The organism is Photobacterium sp. AWH4_225 (assembly GCF_056158405.1).
This window is the reverse complement of the sequence record NZ_JBSWTF010000004.1, coordinates 1,218,726-1,238,013: the sequence shown is the minus strand read 5'-3', so window position 1 is coordinate 1,238,013 and position 19,288 is coordinate 1,218,726. Positions and strand designations below refer to the sequence as shown.

Annotated in this window: 14 protein-coding genes; 9 read left to right on the top strand and 5 right to left on the bottom strand. The window is 52.5% G+C overall.

The annotated features are described in order from the left end of the window. Positions 1 to 426: 426 nt before the first annotated feature. From ACXAD4_RS22780 to ACXAD4_RS22760, 5 genes are all read left to right on the top strand, one after another. On the top strand, positions 427 to 2,427 hold the full coding sequence (locus tag ACXAD4_RS22780) for a replication initiator protein RctB domain-containing protein (protein ID WP_475244310.1): 2,001 nt from the start codon (positions 427 to 429) through the stop codon (positions 2,425 to 2,427). Positions 2,428 to 2,544: 117 nt separating this feature from the next. Further along, complete coding sequence (locus tag ACXAD4_RS22775) at positions 2,545 to 4,827, top strand: patatin-like phospholipase family protein (protein WP_475244309.1); 2,283 nt, start codon at positions 2,545 to 2,547, stop codon at positions 4,825 to 4,827. A gap of 407 nt (positions 4,828 to 5,234) precedes the next feature. Next, positions 5,235 to 6,311, top strand: coding sequence for an efflux RND transporter periplasmic adaptor subunit (locus tag ACXAD4_RS22770; RefSeq protein WP_475244308.1), 1,077 nt, complete (start codon positions 5,235 to 5,237; stop codon positions 6,309 to 6,311). Next, on the top strand, positions 6,311 to 9,406 hold the full coding sequence (locus ACXAD4_RS22765) for an efflux RND transporter permease subunit (protein WP_475244307.1): 3,096 nt from the start codon (positions 6,311 to 6,313) through the stop codon (positions 9,404 to 9,406). The genes ACXAD4_RS22770 and ACXAD4_RS22765 overlap by 1 nt, the downstream gene beginning before the upstream one ends. A gap of 145 nt (positions 9,407 to 9,551) precedes the next feature. Beyond that, a complete protein-coding gene (locus ACXAD4_RS22760) occupies positions 9,552 to 9,896 on the top strand; it encodes a hypothetical protein (RefSeq protein WP_475244305.1) in 345 nt (114 codons plus the stop codon). A 109-nt stretch (positions 9,897 to 10,005) separates the two neighbouring features. Here ACXAD4_RS22760 and ACXAD4_RS22755 read toward each other — a convergent pair whose 3' ends face one another. Continuing rightward, positions 10,006 to 11,223 carry an MFS transporter gene (locus ACXAD4_RS22755; protein ID WP_475244303.1) on the bottom strand — a complete coding sequence of 406 codons (1,218 nt, stop codon included), beginning with the start codon at positions 11,221 to 11,223 and terminating at the stop codon, positions 10,006 to 10,008. Positions 11,224 to 11,454: 231 nt separating this feature from the next. Here ACXAD4_RS22755 and ACXAD4_RS22750 point away from each other — a divergent pair, with 231 nt between their 5' ends. Next, positions 11,455 to 12,336: a LysR family transcriptional regulator gene (locus tag ACXAD4_RS22750; RefSeq protein WP_475244302.1), complete on the top strand. Its 882-nt coding sequence runs from the start codon at positions 11,455 to 11,457 to the stop codon at positions 12,334 to 12,336. A gap of 76 nt (positions 12,337 to 12,412) precedes the next feature. On the opposite strand, the gene ACXAD4_RS22745 is transcribed toward ACXAD4_RS22750, so the two are convergent. Beyond that, positions 12,413 to 13,012, bottom strand: coding sequence for a TetR/AcrR family transcriptional regulator (locus ACXAD4_RS22745; protein ID WP_475244300.1), 600 nt, complete (start codon positions 13,010 to 13,012; stop codon positions 12,413 to 12,415). Positions 13,013 to 13,154: 142 nt separating this feature from the next. Further along, on the bottom strand, positions 13,155 to 13,673 hold the full coding sequence (locus tag ACXAD4_RS22740; RefSeq protein ID WP_475244298.1) for a cysteine hydrolase family protein: 519 nt from the start codon (positions 13,671 to 13,673) through the stop codon (positions 13,155 to 13,157). A 141-nt stretch (positions 13,674 to 13,814) separates the two neighbouring features. Between ACXAD4_RS22740 and ACXAD4_RS22735 the strand changes: the two genes are divergently transcribed. The 3 genes from ACXAD4_RS22735 to ACXAD4_RS22725 all read left to right on the top strand — a co-directional run bounded on the left by ACXAD4_RS22735 (position 13,815) and on the right by ACXAD4_RS22725 (position 17,154). Beyond that, on the top strand, positions 13,815 to 14,780 hold the full coding sequence (locus ACXAD4_RS22735; RefSeq protein WP_475244297.1) for a GlxA family transcriptional regulator: 966 nt from the start codon (positions 13,815 to 13,817) through the stop codon (positions 14,778 to 14,780). 113 nt (positions 14,781 to 14,893) lie between these two features. Beyond that, positions 14,894 to 16,012, top strand: a complete 1,119-nt coding sequence (locus tag ACXAD4_RS22730; RefSeq protein ID WP_475244295.1) for an alkene reductase — start codon at positions 14,894 to 14,896, stop codon at positions 16,010 to 16,012. Between the two features lie 20 nt (positions 16,013 to 16,032). After that, the gene (locus tag ACXAD4_RS22725; protein ID WP_475244293.1) at positions 16,033 to 17,154 is read left to right on the top strand and encodes an alkene reductase; all 1,122 of its coding nucleotides are present in this window, start codon (positions 16,033 to 16,035) and stop codon (positions 17,152 to 17,154) included. A gap of 96 nt (positions 17,155 to 17,250) precedes the next feature. On the opposite strand, the gene ACXAD4_RS22720 is transcribed toward ACXAD4_RS22725, so the two are convergent. Both ACXAD4_RS22720 and ACXAD4_RS22715 read right to left on the bottom strand, forming a co-directional pair. Beyond that, entirely contained in the window at positions 17,251 to 18,096 is an 846-nt protein-coding gene (locus tag ACXAD4_RS22720) for a D-hexose-6-phosphate mutarotase (protein ID WP_475244292.1), read from the bottom strand. Between the two features lie 99 nt (positions 18,097 to 18,195). Beyond that, positions 18,196 to 19,215 (bottom strand): LacI family DNA-binding transcriptional regulator, encoded by a 1,020-nt coding sequence (locus ACXAD4_RS22715; protein WP_475244291.1) that lies wholly within the window; start codon positions 19,213 to 19,215, stop codon positions 18,196 to 18,198. Positions 19,216 to 19,288 lie beyond the last annotated feature (73 nt).

Genomic DNA, 19,288 nt, shown 5'->3' with positions numbered 1-19,288 from the left:
AATTTCATAGAAATGGCAGCACCAAACGCGACAACAACAGCTCGTCCTTGGTTTTATGCCCACATTTCAGAAACCGTCTGTGGATAACCTGTGCAATAACCATGATCATGCTTTCATTACTACGATGATCATGCTTACAGATTGATGATGATCATATTTCCAGCCCTAGTTTGATCATCGTTTCAGTAAAACGTTGATCATTTTTCCAGAATCCTTATGATCATGCTTTCGATCGGGTGATTTTTTATCTTATTAAATTTCAATCAGTTACGAAGATTTAGTCAACCAGATCATAAGATCAGTTAATCAATAAGATCAAAATAAACAAAAAGATCAGTTTAAAAAAAGCCAATAAAAGATCTTTCTTTCTTGTTGTATTTCTATTAATCTTTCACGGAAAAATGATGCATCTACGGCTAATGACAAATGAACTCCGCGCTTTCAGCTAACAATAAGAATACTGACAAGATATTGATCCCCGCTCCACGATCCCACAAAGATGGGCATTTGTTTTCGATCCCGGCTAACTTGATCGACTGGCTTCCGCAATACCAGCACTTCAAAGGTGTCACCAAAAGTATCATTGAATTGCTTAACTTGATTTCATTGCGTGGCCTATCTAGCCATGATGGGATGGTATCAACCACAGAGTTGGTCGAAGCTACTGAAGGTCAGTTAACCCGCGCTGCAATCCAGCAGCGCTTGCGGGCTGCGGTAAATATTGGTTTGTTTAAACAACAGCCTGTGAGGTTCGAAGAGGGCCTGGCTGGCAAGACCATGCTGCATCATTTCATCAACCCGGCCATGCTGATCTCCCAGCTTGGCACCGGTAGCCTGAACTCAGAGCAATCGAAAGCGAAAGAGAAACAAAAACGTTCTAAAGCCTTGGCTCAGAATCACGTCAATCGCCAGCTGCTGAGTGAGCACGGTTTGGGTACGCCACCAACAATGCCGGATGAAGCGGATCAGATAGTGATCTCCCCCACCAGCTGGGCCGGGATCATCGATCAGGCGCTGGCACCGCCTCGGACCAAAAAAAGCTACCAGAAATCAATGGTTGCAATCAGTGGTACCAAAGCGATCATCGAGACACGATCATCAAAGTCGATCATGACTGTCGACGATCTGATGACCTTGTTTGCCCTGTTCACCCTGACTGTCCAATACCATGATCACCATATTGCCGACTATGAGATCCAGTCGCGTAATATGGGGAATAAAACCCCGGTATATATCACCGATATTCTTGCCTTACGAGGCAAGAAAGACAGTGGCCCGGCGCGAGATTCAATCCGTGAAAGTATTGATCGTATTGAATTTACTGACTTCCAATTGCATGAACTCACCGGCCGCTGGATGAGCGAAAACATGCCGGAAGGATTCAAGAGTGATCGCTTCCGCTTCCTGGCCCGTACCATTACCGCTTCCGAGGAAGCGCCGAAGGAAGGCGATGACGGTGAGATCCGGATCAAGCCGAATCTTTACATTCTGGTGTGGGAGCCCTCGTTCTTTGATGAGCTGCTGACCCGGGATTATTTCTTCCTGTTTCCGCCGGAGATCCTGCGTCAGCATACCCTGGTGTTCCAGTTGTACTCGTTCTTCCGAAGCCGGATGTCGCGCCGCCTCAATGATTCGATGATGCTGAGCGAACTGAACCAGAAGTTGGCCCGCAACATTGAATGGCGCCGCTTCTCGTCCGATTTGATCCGCGAGCTGCGCAAGTTGGCAGAGGACAAGATCACCGAACATGTCTTTGCCGTGAATTTGTGGGGTTACCACCTGACCATCACACCGCATGAGGAAGACAAGCGCTACTGTGATTATCAGATTGATATCCGCTGTGATGTCGACGAAGTGATCCGATTCTCGCGGGCGAAAACCACCAATGAAGGCAAGCGAACCATGGCGCCGACCATGCCTAACCCGCTGCGCAATGAAATATTGCCCAAGCAGGAGCTTGATCAGCTTTCCGAGATCATCGATGGGGAGTTCGAACCTATCCAGCGCAAGGAAAGCCGGCCGAAGGGGCGTTTGGGCCGCCGGGTGAAGCTGCGCAAGCACTTGGTAGAGATCAATGCCGACGAACTGACCATTACTCTGTCCAAATATACCTCCTCAGAGGCTCTGCAACGCAGCATAACGGCTTTATCGGCGATGAGTGGACATTCTGTTGCCTCCATCAGCGAAGAGTGTCACGGCTTGCTGGAGAAGCTTGACTGGTTGAGAGTCGGTGGTGAGGTGGTGGCCTATGAGACCTTAAGTAAGACTATCGAGCTATACAACAGCCAGCATGACGAAGGCCATCTGTCGATTGAACGTCTGATTTCGGGTCTGGCAGTGAGGCGCAAAGTCTGTAAGTTGGTGTTCGAAGGCCATATCAACGAACAGGTGATGAATGCGCTGAGTGATATTGCCAGCGGTAGCTAAGTTCGTACTTTGATTAATAAAAAAATCCGGTTAGCTGCTGCTGACCGGATTTTTTATGCCTTTTGTTCAGCTAACTTGGGTATATTATTGCTATTAATCCAATCATTAGGATATGTCATGGAGTGGCTCAAAATATGCCGTCGCTGGCAGGGGGGCGCATTGCTCGCACTGGTCGGGGTCTTCGCCGGAACCTTTAATGTCGCAGCGGCCCAATCCCGCCCTCAGATCGGCCTGGTGCTCAGTGGCGGTGGCGCCAAAGGGGCGGCCCATATAGGTGTGCTGTCGGTGCTGGAGGAAAACCGGATCCCGGTTGATGTGATCACCGGAACCAGTATGGGGGCTTATGTTGGTGGTATGTATGCGATGGGCTTGTCAGCTCAGGAAGTGCGCCACAAAACGATGGGGGCCGATTGGCAGAGCGGTTATGAAGATCGCGTTGGCCGAAATGATCTTGAGCTTCGCCGCAAGCAGCAGAATGATAACTATCAAATCTATACCGATATCGGCATCGATCTGAAAGGGAACTACCAATCCAAGCCCGGCGCTTTTCAAGGCCAGGGAATGGCAACCTTGCTCGGTAACCTGACCGATAATTTGCCCGCTTTGGCCAGTTTCAATGACTTGGCGATTCCATACAGGGCTGTTGCGACCGATATCGTGAAGGTCAAACCGGTTGTGTTGGACAAAGGCCATCTGGCAACAGCCATGCAGGCATCGATGACGGTGCCGGGGGCATTGCAACCGGTACGGATAGACAACCGGATCTTGGTCGATGGCGGGATCGTCAACAACATGCCGGTCGATGCCGCGCTGGCGCTGGGAGCTGATACGATCATCGCGGTTGATCTCCGTGATGCCCTGTTCGAAGAGCAGGAGCTCAACAGCGCTTTCAATATTATCGGCCAGCTCACCACCTTCATGACCAATACCAGCTCTGATCAGCAAATGGGCTTGATGGGAGAAGAGGATGTATATCTCCAGCCGGATGTCTCTTTCATGTTGGCACCTGATTTTGACAAGATGGAGCAGGCTTATGTGGCAGGACGCAAAGTGGCATTGGATGCGCTGCCAGAATTGAAGCGCTATCAGTTGTCCGAGGCTGACTATAAAGCCTATCTGCGCGAAAAACTCGACCGCCGCTCGCAGGTACAGGCCAGTCCGGCGTATTACATTGATCGGATAGAGATTGCCAACCACACCGAGCGCTCAGATCAGGCTTTGCTTGAAGTGATGGATCTTAAGGCTGAACGGGTAATCACCAACCATGAAATGGATGATGCGGTGAAAAGGTTAAACCGGCAGGATATATTTGAGCGGATCACCTATCAAATCGAGCAACAGGACGATGAAAATGTGCTGCTGATGGATGTGCGCGAGAAGTCCTGGGGGCCGGGCTACCTCAACCTCAAGTTTGCCTTCGAGGACGATTTTGCCAACCGCTCTGACTTTGCTTTCGGTACCCAATATATTTATACCAACCTCACGGACAAAGGCGGCGAGTGGCAGTTCGAATGGCTGCTGGGCAGCTGGAAGAAGATCGATACCAGCTTCTATTTTCCCCTCGATTATCAAAAAAACAGTTATACCTCGTTTGGCGTTAACTGGAACCGCGAAGTGCGCGAGTTTATTTTGTCCGAGGAGCAGGCCGACTTGATAGGCAGGGAACCGGGTAGCAGTGCCGAAACCGAGTACAGTGTCTACAGTGGCTATGCTGAGTTGGGCTGGAACCTCCAGCCATGGAGCTCGCTGGCTATCGGTTACCGTGGCGGGGTGGGTGAAGTCAGTGAAATCAATATCAGCAATACCCAGGACTATTCGGTCCATGGTCCTTATGTGTCTTTTGTTTATGATGATCTGGACAGTTTGTTCTTCCCGCGCGAAGGGGTCATGCTCCGGACTGAGTTTGGACTGGGCTCGAGCCGCAGCTCTATCAATGATCAGGATACGGTGTCGAGCGAGAGTGTTTATGGCCAGCTGAAATTGATCAAGCCGTTCAGCCATGACAGGCATAGCCTTGTCACGACATTCCAGGCCGGTGGCTATGACGGTGATGATCTGTTGCCGGTTTATGTTCAGGACTTGGGGGGCTTGTTCAACCTGTCGGGTTACCATCGCTATGAGCTTAATGGCCGCTACAAGTTATTCGGGGCTTTGGTTTATAACTACCGCTTGCTGGATAACAATTTTGGGGCTGTGTCGATACCTGTCTATGTCGGTGGTTCTCTGGAGCGTGGTGGGGTGTGGGATGATCAAGCGGATATCGATTTTGATTCCAGCCAGTCGGCCGCTAGCGTGTTTTTGGGCTTGGATACCCCAGTAGGGCCTGTCTACCTTGCTTACGGTATGGCTGAGGATGGTCAGAATTCCTTCTACCTATCACTGGGAACCACCTTTGATTAATAATAAATCTATTAATTCAACCAAATAGGTATATCCGGCGGGCTTTGCTCCCTGAAAAGCCGGTTTATACCTAGAAGGTTTCATCAAAGTTGGAACCGTGACCTCATTGGTGAACATTGTTTTGTTATTCCTGACATTTTCCTGACATCAGGGCTCTGAGCTGAGGCAAAATGACCAACGGATATAACCTTTGTCCCTTTCGAGAGTTAGGTTTTCACTGGTAAGGATACTGGGATTTCCTAGTCACCCTCTCGGAATGCAATATATGAGTTATTTTGCGAGCCATCGACCGGCTCGCTTTTTTTTTGCCTGCGATTAAATCCTACCTATTTGCGCCGACCTCAATCTCCCTTTCTATACTGACTATATCAGCTGTAATTTTCCCCTCTCCCTCAGAAGGATACTGCGTGCGATTGAAAGGGACTCTGATCAGTCTATTGCTTCTCGTTGTGCTGGCGGGTGCCATCACGTACAAGGAATACTTCTCTTCCGGAGCGGCTGCCAGCCGTTCGATGCCGACACCGACTGTGGTGGTGGCCGAAGTGGAAAAAAAATTGGTCCGGCGCGAAGTAGAAGCACTAGGCACGGTGAAATCCCGCGAATCTGTGGTGCTTACGGCCAAGGTGACCGAGAAAGTGGACCGGGTGCTGTTTGAGGATGGCCAGTCGATTTCGCGCGGGCAATTGTTGGTCACCCTCAATGCCGACGAGCAGCAGGCTAAAGTGCGGGCCGCCAAGGCCAATCTCAAAGAGCAACAGCGTGAATACAAGCGGATTGAAGGTCTGGTTAAGCGCAACACCATTGCCCGCTCCGAGCTCGATGCCATCTATACCGATATCGAGGTCGCTAGGGCCGTATTGGCGCAAAACGAGGCTGAGCTGGCTGCTCGATATATTCATGCGCCATTTTCCGGTGTACTGGGCTTTCGCCAAATTAGTCCCGGCGCGCTGGTGACGCCGGGGGGAGTGATCACCACCTTGGATGATATTGCCACCGTGAAACTCGACTTTTCTATTCCAGAAGCTTTTCTCGGTTTGGTGGCTCAAGGGGCGGTGATTGAAGCTAGCGCCGCAGCCTATCCCGATGAATTATTCCGTGGCCAGGTGGCCAGTATCGACAGCCGTATCAATCCCCAGACCCGGGCCATCGTGATACGGGCAGATATTGCCAATCCGGATCTACGGCTGCGTCCCGGTATGCTGATGACTTTGTCACTGATCGTTGGCGAGCATCAGGGGCTGGTAGTACCCGAGGAAGCCTTGGTATCGCGCCAGCAGCAGCACTTTCTGTTTGTCGTTGGTGAGGAAGGCAAGGTTGAGCAGCGCGAGGTGGAACTGGGTTTTCGCCGCAGGGGCGAAGCGGAGGTCGTGACCGGGATTCAGGAAGGTGAGCGGGTGATTACCCGGGGAACCCAGCGGGTAAGGCCGGGACAGAAAGTGGAGATCCGTGAGCAGGAGCGCTTCTCTTACCGGGAGGCTAGCTGATGTGGCTGTCGGATATTTCGGTTACCCGGCCTGTACTCGGCTCGGTGATCAGCCTGTTGCTGGTGGTCTTTGGCTTGGTGGCGTTCGACAGGCTGCCACTTAGGGAATACCCAGATATTGATCCTCCGGTAGTGAATATCTCCACCAGCTACAGGGGGGCGTCAGCAGCAATTGTTGAAACGCGGATCACCCAGCTGGTGGAAGATAGGATCGCCGGCCTTGAAGGGATCCGCTCGATTAGCTCGCAGAGCCGGGATGGCCGCTCCAGTGTCACCTTGGAATTTTCCATTGGTCGCGATATTGATGCGGCGGCCAATGATGTCCGTGACCGTATCGCAGGTATTCTCAATAACTTACCCGACGAAGCTGACCCTCCTGAAGTCCAAAAGGCTGCGGCGAGCTCAGAAGTGATCATGTGGCTTAACTTGGTCTCTGATCGGATGGATACGCTTGAGCTGACCGATTATGCCCGTCGTTATTTGGCCGATCGCTTTTCGGTGATCGATGGTGTGGCTGGGATCCGCCTTGGAGGCGGCAAATCCTATGCATTGAGGATCTGGATCGATCGCCAGAAGTTGGCCGCAAGAGAATTGACGGTGACCGATATCGAGGATGCCCTGCGTGATGACAACATTGAGTTGCCCGCCGGGTCGGTGGAGTCGGAGAGTCGCCAGTTTACCGTCCGGACCCAGCGCAGTTTCATTGCCCCGGAGGATTTTGTCCGCTTGGTGGTGGGAACCGGTGACGATGGTTATCTGATCCGTCTCGGTGACGTGGCCAAGGTAGAGTTGGCCGCCGAGGAAGAGCGGATCACCTTCCGCGGTAACACCCAGGATATGATTGGGCTGGGGATCACCCGCCAATCGAAAGCCAATACGTTGGATGTGGCCAAAGCGGCCAATGCCTTGGTTGACCAGCTCAACCCGACATTGCCGCCGGGCATGGAAATTAAACGCTCCTACGATTCCTCGGTGTTTATCCAGGCCTCGATTGACGAGGTTTACAAGACTCTGATGATCGCCCTTGGGCTGGTGGTAGTGGTGATTTACCTCTTCCTTGGCAGTGTTCGCGCCATGCTGATCCCTGCCTTGACCTTGCCGGTATCACTGATTGGAGCCTTCACTGTGCTTTATGCCTTGGGCTTTACCCTGAACCTGCTGACCTTGTTGGCTTTGATTTTGGCGATCGGCATTGTGGTCGATGATGCCATTGTGATGCTGGAAAATATCCACCGCCGGATCAGCACTGGTGAGCCTCCGCTTATGGCGGCATACCTCGGGGCGAAACAGGTGAGCTTTGCGATTATTGCCACTACCGTGGTGCTGGTGGCGGTCTTCTTGCCCATCGGATTTCTCGAAGGGGATTTGGGAAAACTGTTCCGTGAGTTCTCTATTGCCATCAGTGCCGCGGTGATCCTGTCCTCCTTGGTGGCGCTGACCCTGAGCCCGATGATGGCTTCCAAACTGATGCAACCGGTCGACAAGGAGAGTGGCTTGGTGCGTTTGAGTAGCCGTGCCATGGCGGCGTTAACAGCCCGCTATAAATCTATGCTCTCTCGTGCCATACAGCGCCCTGTACGCGTTATCATCGTTCTACTGGTGGTGCTGGCGACCTGTGGTTGGTTACAGCAGCGTTTGCCGTCTGAGTTCGCCCCAAGAGAGGACAGGGGGGCGATGTTTATCATCATCAACGGCCCGCAGGGAGCAAGCTTTGATTTTATCCGGCCGTATATGGATGAAGTCGAACACCGCCTGATGCCTTTGGTTGAGGCTGGGGAAATCAAGCGTTTGTTGATCCGTGCCCCGCGAGGTTGGGGGAGGGTGGCCGATTTCTCCAATGGGTTTGCTATCGTGGTGCTTGAAGACTGGGCTGAACGACGTCCGGCCGGGGCCATTATTGGCGATATCCGCAGGCGGCTGGGGGATTTGGCGGGGATCACCGCTTTCCCTGTGATGCGACAGCCGTTTGGGCGCGGGGTCGGCAAGCCGGTGCAGTTTGTGCTGGGGGGCGGCAGTTATGAAGAGCTGGCGCAGTGGCGGGATATCTTGCTCGATGCCGCTGCCAGTAATGCCAATATTGTCGGGCTGGATCATGACTACAAGGAAACCAAGCCGCAGCTAAGGATCGTGATTGATCGCGATCGGGCTGGCGATCTCGGCGTTTCTCTCAAATCGATTGGCCAGACGCTGGAGTCCATGCTCGGCTCCCGTCAGGTGACGACGTATACCTGGCGCGGTGAAGAGTACGATGTGGTGATCGAAGGTCAACGTGAACGGCAGAATACCGCCGCGGATCTGGCTAATCTGTATGTCAGGGGCGAGCAGGCCGACGAGCTGGTTCCGCTCTCAAGCCTTATCACAGTCGATGAATATGCTGGGGCGCCGCAGCTCAATCGCTACAATCGGGTACGTGCTATTACGCTTGAAGCCAACCTTGCCGAGGGATATACCTTGGGCGAGGCATTGGGCTACCTCAACGGACTGGTTGATGAATTGCTGCCTGCCGATGCGGTGGTCAATTACAAGGGAGCTTCCAAGGATTACCAGGACTCTAGCACCTCGATTGTGTTCATTTTTGCCCTAGCGCTGCTGGTGGTATTTCTGGTGCTGGCAGCACAATTTGAAAGTTACATCCACCCTTTGATCATTATGCTGACCGTTCCGCTGGCCACGCTTGGGGCGCTGCTTGGGCTTTATTTCACTGATCAGACCCTGAATATTTACTCGCAGATCGGGCTTATCATGCTGATCGGCCTGTCGGCAAAGAACGGGATCTTGATTGTTGAGTTTGCCAACCAGTTGCGCGATCAGGGCATGGCATTTGATGATGCCTTATTGGAGGCTGCTTCAGAACGACTGCGGCCAATATTGATGACGGCGATTACCACTATTGCCGGTGCTGTCCCTTTGATTTTGGCCACCGGCGCGGGAGCTGAAAACCGGATTGTGATTGGTATTGTGGTACTGTGCGGGATTACTGTGGCGACCTTGTTCACCTTGGTGGTGATCCCGGTGATGTACCGCTTGCTGGCCCGCCATACTCAGAGCCCTGAACATGTATCACGCCAGTTGGCACAGCAGATGGAGGAGAGCTGAGGGGGAGATTGAGTGGAGAAATTTATTAGAAAGCCTCGAATTCATCAATAAAAGTACTGTTTTATACTGATAATGATGCTGATGAAACGACAATCCCACATGATTTCGTTACTATCACAGCAAGACTTATTCTGGTGATATTGATATGAAAATTTCTGTTGATGGCGGCTCGTTCCAAGTTGCGATTGAAACTGAATTTGATGGGCTGATTGGTGAAGCGCTAGCGATCTATAACGAAACCTTTGAGCAGGCGAAAACCAATGACAAGACGATTTTGCGTTTCTTGCAAATTATCCTCGAGCACCGCGATAGCGATGATGCTATCGGCTATGCCGTCCTCGGCCTGCTGGGTTGGTACCACGCTAACATCAACGCGGTAGAGGATCAGGATATTGAGTTGAACCTGCCGAAAATCCTGCCGCACCTGATCAACCCTGCAGGTGACTTGACGGCGACCAGTGCTAGCGAAGGCAGTACCTTCTTGCATTGATAGGTTTGTCTCGCTCCATGGTATTGGAACCCAAAAAAGCCTGGCGGTAGTAACGCCAGGCTTTTTGCTTTTGGGGTCTTGGCTCGTGTTTTAATAACTTGTCCTATGTTTAAACCACTTGCGAAGTATTGGCTACGACCTTGTTGTTTGGCTCTACGTCGTTGCTTAGCGCTTTCTTGTCCAAGCGACCGCTCAGGCGGGTTAGCAGCAAGGCAACAATCACAATTGCAGCGCCGGCCCAAGGGGTATGCATCAGTCCCGCTTCGGCGACGATGTGGCCGCCACCCCATGAACCTAGGGCAATACCGATGTTGAAGGCCGCGATGTTTAGGCCAGAGGCGACATCGACTGCATCCGGGCTGACTTTCTCTGCCAGTTTTACCACGTAAACCTGCAGGCCCGGTACGTTACCGAAGGCGAAGGCACCCCATACCAAGATGGTTGCGACAGCAGCTATCGGGTTGTAAGCGGTCACATTGAACACCAATAACGTTACCGCTAGGCCGGTGAAAATAATGGTCAGGGCTTTGATTGGGCCCATCTTGTCAGCCATTTTACCACCCCAGATGTTGCCGATAGCGACTGACACGCCGTATACCAGCATGATCAGGCCAATCGCACCGGAGTTGAAACCAGACACATCTTCCAAGATCGGTGCCAGATAGGTAAAGGCTGTGAAGGTACCGCCGTAGCCGAGTGCTGTGATGGCATATACCAGCAGCAGGCGAGGCTGGGTCAACACTTTAAGCTGTGACGATAGCTTGGCCGCTGGCGGCTGCTTGAGGTTACCAGGGACCAAAAATGCACTACCAATTAAGGCAATTAGGCCAAGCAGGGCAACAATCAAGAAGGTTGCCTGCCAGCCGAAAGTTTGGCCGATATAGGTACCCAGAGGTACACCGGTTACTAGGGCCACAGTCAGGCCGGTAAACATGATCGCAATGGCACTGGCGGCTTTCTCTTTCGATACCAGCCCGGTTGCGATGGTCGAGCCAATGGAGAAGAACACCCCGTGGGCCAGACCGGTCAGAATACGTGCCAATACCAGGGTGTTATAACCCGGGGCCTGCCATGCCAGCAGGTTACCGGCAACAAACAGGCTCATGACTGATAGCAGGACAACCTTGCGGTTCCATTTACCGGTTAGGGCGGTTAATACTGGGGCGCCTACGGCAACACCCAGGGCATACAAACTGACTAGCAGGCCGGCAGAAGGTAGTGACACATTAAGGTCGGCTGCCATGGTTGGGATCAAGCCCACGATGACGAATTCTGTGGTTCCGATAGCAAAGGCGCTTAGCGTCAATGCCAATAGTGCTAAAGGCATAGTCTTTCTCTCTATTGATGTAATCAAACCGCCGCTACGACCTTGTTTAAGGTCTCAAGGTTTTAAGGTCTCAAGGTTTTCAGCTTTATCGCTAACCCTTCGCGGCACTCTCTCTGTTGGCAGGCATTATTCAAAAAAATGCTATTGCTAAAAACAGCACCTTTTACAAATGATTTTTGCTATAAATGAAAAAATGCAAAGGTGATAAAAGACGTTGAAAGGAAAGGTGCCATGCTAACGCGCTCTGATGATTTGGAAATTTTACTGACCGTGGTCGATAGCGGCGGCTTCTCTGCCGCTGCTGAAGCATTGGATATCCAGGTTGCACGGGTCTCAAGGGCCGTAAGTAAAGTCGAGAAGCAGCTTGGCGTGTCTATTCTCAACCGTACCACCCGCAGGGTCGAGCTGACTGACGAGGGGCGGCAGTTTATCGAAGCGGTGAGGACAGGTTTGCAGCATATCCAGCAGGCCGAGGAAGACATCATGCAGCGAGGTGAGTTGCCCAAGGGGAGGCTAAGGGTAGATGCAGCCAGCCCGTTTGTGTTCCACCAGCTGGTTCCGTTGATCCAGCCGTTCAAAGCCGCTTATCCCGAGATAGAGCTTGAGCTGACATCCAATGAAGGTTTCGTTGATTTGCTGGAAAAGCGCACCGATGTGGCGATCCGTATCGGCAAGCTGGATGATTCCACCTTGCATGCCCGGCCGCTGGGAAGAAGCCCGCTTTATATCGTTGCCTCGCCGGAATACCTCGCCAAGCGCGGGATCCCCAAGCAGGTCAGTGAGCTTGGCCAGCATGACCTGATCGGTTTTGCCGGTGCCAAAATCCTTAATCGCTGGCCGCTCAAGGGACTGGATGCGATTTCGCCTTCAATGATTTCGAGCAACGGTGAAACCGTCCGCCAGCTGGTGCTGGCCGGTAATGGCATCTCGTGCCTGTCGGGCTTTATGGTCAACAAGGATTTGGAGGAAGGGCGTCTGGTCTCTTTGCTGGAAACAGAAAAACTGGTCAATACCGGTCGTGAGCAGGTCAATGCCGTGTTCTATAAATCGTCCTCGGTGGCAAGGCGGATCTCGGCCTTCATAGATTTTATCCAGCCGCAATTGACGCTGTAGCTATGTGGTTTGCTGTGAGTATCAAAAAGCCAGCACTGGAGGCTGGCTTGATAGGTAATGGCAATAGAGCTATCGCCTAGAACGGATAGTGGTTGAACACATCCTCAATCATTTGTTTTAGCGGAGCGCCATTTTCATCGTCATCCGAGCCGTTGACACGGGCATAGGTGCGAAGTCCCGAGATCTGTACCTGGATATGGCGGGCCAGTTGGTGCGGGTCTTTCTCTTTGTCAATCTCACCCAGCTCCTGGGCTTCGACGATCAGCTTTTCGAATTCACTTTCCATCTTGCGGAAAGAGCGTTTGGCCTCTTGTAGCAGCTCTTCATGCTCGCCGGTGAGCTCGGCCACGGTTTTGGCCAGCATACACATGCCGCTCGGTGCCCCGTGCTGGGTGTTGATCACCAACTGCTCCATAAACATTTTCAGCGCTGCCACAGGCGAAGCACTATGAGCCCGACAAGCTGCCAACTTCGCTACCCCTTGTTCGGTGTAGTGTTGCAGGGCTTCTTTGAATAGCCCCTCTTTGCTGCCGAAGGCGGCGTAAATGCTGCCGGGACGCATATCTATGACGTCTTGCAGGTTGCGCATAGACGTAGCGTGAAACCCTTTTTCCCAATACAGGCTCGTGGCTTTGTCGATGACTTGCTGACGGTCAAATTTTGCATGGTTTGCCATGATGAGTTTCCAGCCTAATAAGTGAACGATAGTTCAATTTTAAGCTGAACACGGTCTCAAGTCTAATCTATGTTTATTCCCGAGCCCCGAGCCCCGAGCCCCGAGCCCCGAGCCCCGAGCCCCGAGCCCCGAGCCTATTCCTTTACAACACCTGCTCACTGGCCACCAGCTCGACACGGGTCGAGGCCGCATGCAAGGCGATGTTGTGGATCATCTCATCGACCGTGGTGCAGCAGTCCACCAGCATTGAGACTTTGTACTTCTCTGCGGCTTTGGAGATAGCGGTGTGAGTCACGCAGTTCTGGGTCATCATGCCGCAGACCAGCAATTCATCGACACCATGGCGGCTCAGTACTTGCTCGAGGTTGGTCTGCTCGAAGCTATCGGCAAATTGTTTGTTCACCACGTCACTTTGTGGGGCCGCTGCCAGGATCTCCGGGTGGATTTCGGCACCTTGGGTGCCTTGATTGAAAAATGGCGCCAGGCCCATCGCCGGATCAGCAAGGTGCTGGATATGGATCACCGGGATGTTTTGCTGGTTGGCTTTTGCAATAGCTGTTTTGATATTGGCGAGGGTTTGCTCGGTATTCCACAGCGGGAATTTACCACCTGGGAAATAGTCATTCTGTAGGTCGATTACAAGTAGCGCCTTCTTTGACATAGTCGGACTCCGGTTGCGATGTGTGAGGTCTAAACAAGGGGTTAAACAATGAATATGGAGCCAGTATAGGGATTGAACTGTTTGCTTCTCAGTGTCTAAAATGACATAAAGCAGGTTAAAAATGACAAAGAGCTTTTTCCTATGAATTCTGATGTTATTTCTATCGCCATCGTTCAGTACCCCAACAGCCTACGCTCGGCGGTATATGGTCTGGAGGAACTATTTGCCATGGCGAACCATGCCAGTAAAGAGCAGGGGATAGATGTAACCTTTAAGGCAGAGGTTATTCCCTTTGATATGCACAGCTTGCATGATAAGGCACATCCAGATAACAAGGCTGCAGGCTATGCGGTTGTGATATTGCCACCGAGCCAGCTTGGCGATGATTACCTCATGCCTCCACAAGCGTTAATTGAATGGCTGGGTAAGCAGCACCAACAGGGCAGTATTTTGGCATCGGCATGTGCCGGGGCTTTTATTCTAGCTAAAACCGGATTGCTAGCAGACAAGCAAGTTACCACCCACTGGGGGCTGGCGCAGACATTCCACCAGCAGTTTCCAGAGTTACAATTGGCTACGGATAAGATCCTTGTCAACCAAGGCGATGTGATCACCGCTGGGGGCATGATGTCTTGGCTTGACCTGGGTCTAGAGGTCGTTTCGCTATTGGGTTCGCCAGCACTGATGCGGTTGGTGGGCAAAATGCTGGTGGTCGATACCGGCTCCCGTGAGCAGCGCTATTACCAGCAATTTACCCCCAGCTACCAGCATGGTGACAATGCTATCGTGGCGCTGCAGCACGAGCTCAACAACCGCTACAGCCAGCCTATGACGATTGCCAGCCTAGCGAGTAGGGCCAACTTGACGGAACGGACTTTGCTTCGGCGTTTTGTCAAAGCGACCGGTTTCAAACCCACCCAATACCTCCAGCGCCTGCGGGTACAGAAGGCCTGTGAGTTGCTGGAAGCAACCATCGAGCCTTTCGAGTCCATTGCCTACCAAGTTGGGTATGAGGATGCAGGTGCGTGCCGCAAAGTCTTTATCAAGGTAATGGGGCTAAGCCCCAGCGAATTCAGGAAGCGCTTTGTATCGAACCGTATGGTGTGACGGGATTGCTAAGATTATTTCATTTTCTACAAAAGTTATTTGTCATTCTTGCTATCAATGAAAAACTGATGACTTGCTAGACTGCCCCCATCCTAATTGAGAGGGCAGCAGTTATGACCAAGTCACTATTCCAGCCGATGACACTCGGCCGCCTTACCCTGAAAAATCGCATTGTCATGCCTCCGATGACACGCTCACGCGCCTGCCAACCGGGCGATGTGGCCAATGATTTGATGGCAACCTATTACGCCCAGCGTGCCAGTGCCGGCTTGATTGTTTCTGAAGGCACCCAGATTTCATCGATGGCCAAAGGCTATGCCTGGACGCCGGGTATCTATACCCCGGAGCATATCGCTGGCTGGAAAAAAGTTACCGATGCGGTCCATGCCGAAGGTGGCGCGATCTTCGCCCAGCTATGGCATGTCGGCCGTGTGACCCACCCAGACAATATTGGTGGTGAGCAGCCTATTTCTTCTTCGGCCATCAAGGCAGAAAACGTCAAGGTATTTATCGACAACGGTACCGATGAACCGGGTTTTGTCGATGTGGTTGAGCCGCGCGAGATGACTGTCGGGGAAATCAAAGGCGTTGTTGAGCAGTACCGCCAGGCTGCCCTCAATGCAATAGAAGCCGGCTTCGATGGTATCGAACTGCATGCTGCCAACGGTTATTTGATTAACCAATTTATCGATTCAGAAGCCAATAACCGCACCGATGCCTATGGCGGCAGCCTGGAAAACCGCCTGCGCTTTTTGGATGAAGTGGTAGCCGCTATGGTCGAAGCCATCGGGGCTGACCGTGTGGGTGTTCGCCTTGCGCCTTTGACGACGCTTAACGGCACTGTTGATGCCAACCCGCAAGAAACCTATACCGCCGCTGCAGCGCTGCTTAACAAGCACAATATTGTGTACCTGCACATTGCCGAAGTGGACTGGGATGACGCGCCAGATACGCCTAAGTCATTCAAGCAGGCACTGCGTGAAGCCTACCAAGGCGTATTGATTTACGCCGGCCGCTACGATGGCGACAAAGCCGAGCAGGCCGTTGGTGAAGGTTTGGCAGATATGATTGGCTTTGGCCGCCCGTTTGTGGCCAACCCGGATCTGCCTGCCCGGATTGAAAACGGTTACCCACTGGCCGCGCATGACCCAGAGACCCTGTTTGGCGGGGCTGAAAAAGGCCTGACCGATTACCCAACTTACCAGGCTGAAACCAGCCCAGAGTGTGTTTAAGTTTTAGCTGGAGAGAAACAATGCTATTTGAATCATTTAATTACGGTCAGCAGTCGTTCGAAAACCGTATTGCTATGGCCCCTATGACCCGTTCGCGTACCTCGCAGCCGGGTGATGTGCCAAACGACATGATGGCAACCTACTACAAGCAGCGTGCCAATGCCGGTTTGATTATCACCGAAGGTGCGCCAATCTCTGCGGTTGGCCGTGGTTATTCGATGACCCCGGGTATCTATACCCAAGCACATATCGATGGTTGGAAAAAAGTCACTGAGGCTGTGCACAGTGCCGGCAGTAAAGTCTTCATCCAGCTTTGGCACGTAGGCCGCCGCAGCCACGAAACTATCGCCGGTGAGCAACCGGTATCGGCATCGGCGGTAAAAGATCCCGATCAGGTGTTTGGCCCATTGCCAGAAGGCGGCTTTGGTATGGTGGAAACCGGTATGCCACGCGCTTTGAGCGAGCAGGATATCCAGGACACCATTGCTGATTTTGTCCAGGCGGCCAAGAATGCGATGGAAGCCGGTTTTGACGGCGTTGAGATCCACGCTGCCCACGGTTACCTGATTGACCAGTTCATGCGTATGGCAAGCAACCAGCGTACAGACCAGTATGGTGGCAGCCAGGAAAACCGCATGCGCTTTATGCTGGAAACCGTTGATGCTGTTGCCAAAGAAATCGGCAGTGACAAAGTGGCTATCCGTGTGTCACCGCACGTGATTGAGGGCTATGCCGAAGAAGATCCGGAGATTATTGAGCTGACGCTAAGAGCATTGGCAAAACTGGCACCGATGAACCTGGCCTATGTCCACTTCTCGGAAAACATTTCACGCTATGTAGAAGCGCCGGAGTCATTCCGCCAGCAAGTGCGGGAAGTGTACCCGAACCCGATTATGGTAGCGGGCAAGCTGACCAAGGAAACGGCCCAGCAATTGCTTGATAAGCAGTATGCTGACTTGGTGGCCTTCGGTACGCCATATGTGACCAACCCAGATCTGGTACAGCGCTTCAAAAATGACTGGCCGCTTACTGAGTTCGATGCCGATGCCCGTCTGACCCTTTACGGAGGTAATGACAAGGGATACATCGACTACCCGGAGTACCAGCAAGCTCAAATCCAAACCCAGGCCCAGCCAGCCTAGCTTGTAATTCAGCACATTAGTTGTACGTGACATTAACGGAACGGCCCCAACCATTGATCGCCAATGGTTGGGGCCTTTTTTTGTTTTGTTGCCTAATTAACTGATGGTCATTTTCAGCACATGCTCCTCGCCCGGCTGCAAACAAACCGGTTGCTGGAATACTGCTGGCTCGACACAGAACATTCTGAGGTAGTCATCGTCTGTCAGATCTGCCATTGCTGCAGCTCCTTCCCGCCAAGGCGACCAGGCCACCAAACTGTCATGGCCGGTTGCGGCTATCTGCGTTGTACCTTGTGGCAATGAAAGAACACAGTTTGCTTCTGGCTCGGTGTAGACATGATCCAATGCCTGTTCAAATTGCAAATGGCCATTACTGTGACAGGGAGTACCGTTATCCACACTATCGAGATATGGCTGGCCTAGGCCTGTCAGTTCGCTTTGGCGGATATCTTCAGTGGCAAAGTAGCTATGGAAAGCACCGGTGTATGACCAAGGTGTGGAGCCGGTGTTTTTACTGGTCAGTCTCAATGTCAGGGATTCACCGATAGTGATGTCTAACTGCAGCTCAAAGTGGTGTGGCCAAAGTGACAAAGTATGCTCATTGGCACGGAGTACCAGCCGAAGCCGGGCCTCTTGTTCATTGCTTTCACTGTGGTCTAGGTTCCACAGTGATTGGCGGGCAAAGCCATGGGCGGTTTGTGAAAGTGGGTCGGGACCCGGCTTGTGGTTACCAAACCATGGCCAGCATAGCGGGATACCACCGCGTATAGCAGTGCTGTGGTTGAATATGGCCTTTTCACCCAGCCATAACCTTTGATGGGAGTTGGCCGGCTGGAAGCGCAGCACCTGGCCACCAAACAGTGAGATATCGGCCGTTGCTTTGGGATGGCGGACATGGATGACAGGCACATCCTGGATGCTACCAAGGCGAATGGTGTTCATGTAATAGGACTCTCTTGATTGGATTCGATCGAAAACAGTGGAACGATGATCAAGGCGACATTCGGATCGTTGCTTGATCATCGTTCCGGAAATCGTACACTAGCCGTTGTCATTGGGATCCGTGTAGCCGCAGGACTGGCGGATCACAAGTTTCGGCGGGATGATGATCCGCTTTTGGGGTTCGGTATTGCCGCGGATACGCTCTAGCAGTGCTTCACCGGCACGGCGGCCGATCTCCCTCGCCGAGACAGAAATAGTGGTCAGGGCCGGATAGGTATCGGCAGCTTCCGGGACATCGTCAAAACCGGTAATGGCAATATCCTTGCCTGGCTCGAGTTGGTGTTGGCGCAAGGTACGGATTGCCCCGAAGGCGACAATATCGTGGTAGCACACCACCGCAGTCACTTCCGGGTGATGCTTGAGCAGGGTTGCCATTGCCGCAGCGCCGCCATTGCGGGTTGCCGGGCAGGTGGCCATCCAGCCAAGTTGCGGGGTGATATTATGCTCGATCAGTTTGCTCATGTAGCCGCCCATCCGGCTGGCTCGGTTTTTCGAGGCTTTGTCACCACCGATAAAGGCGATGTGGCGGTGGCCGAGACCAAGCAGGTGCTGGGTGACTAGTTGCCCACCGTAAAAGTTATCAGTACCGACATAGTCATAGTCGGTGCCTTCAATATCCCTTACTGCCAGGATCACCGGCAACTGGCGCCGTTTGAGGGTGGCAAGGAACTGCTGGTCTGTCCCTTTGGCCGGGCAGAGCACTAGCCCGCCGGCTTTCTGGCTCAGCAGGGACTCGATGAATTTCTTCTGCCGCGCAACGGCATCTTCGCTATTGGCCAAAAACAGCATCAGGTCATTGTCTTCCATCTCCTGGCTCAGCCCGGCTGTCATCTCGCTGTAGAATGGGTTGGTAATATCATTGAGCAGCAGGCCGATCTGATTGCTGTGCTGGTTACGCAGGTTGGCGGCGGTTTGGTTGTAGACATAGCCCAGCTCATCAATGGCCTGGAGCACACGCTGGCGGGTTTTGTCGGAAATTCTTCCTTTATCTCTCAGTACCATAGACACGGTAGCGGTAGAAACACCACAGTGCTTGGCAACATCAACAATGGTAGCCATGATAGATTTAAACCTAAGGTTAATCGTTTAATCTAATCATAATGGTTGAAAAGCGACCTTTTTGTGACATTAA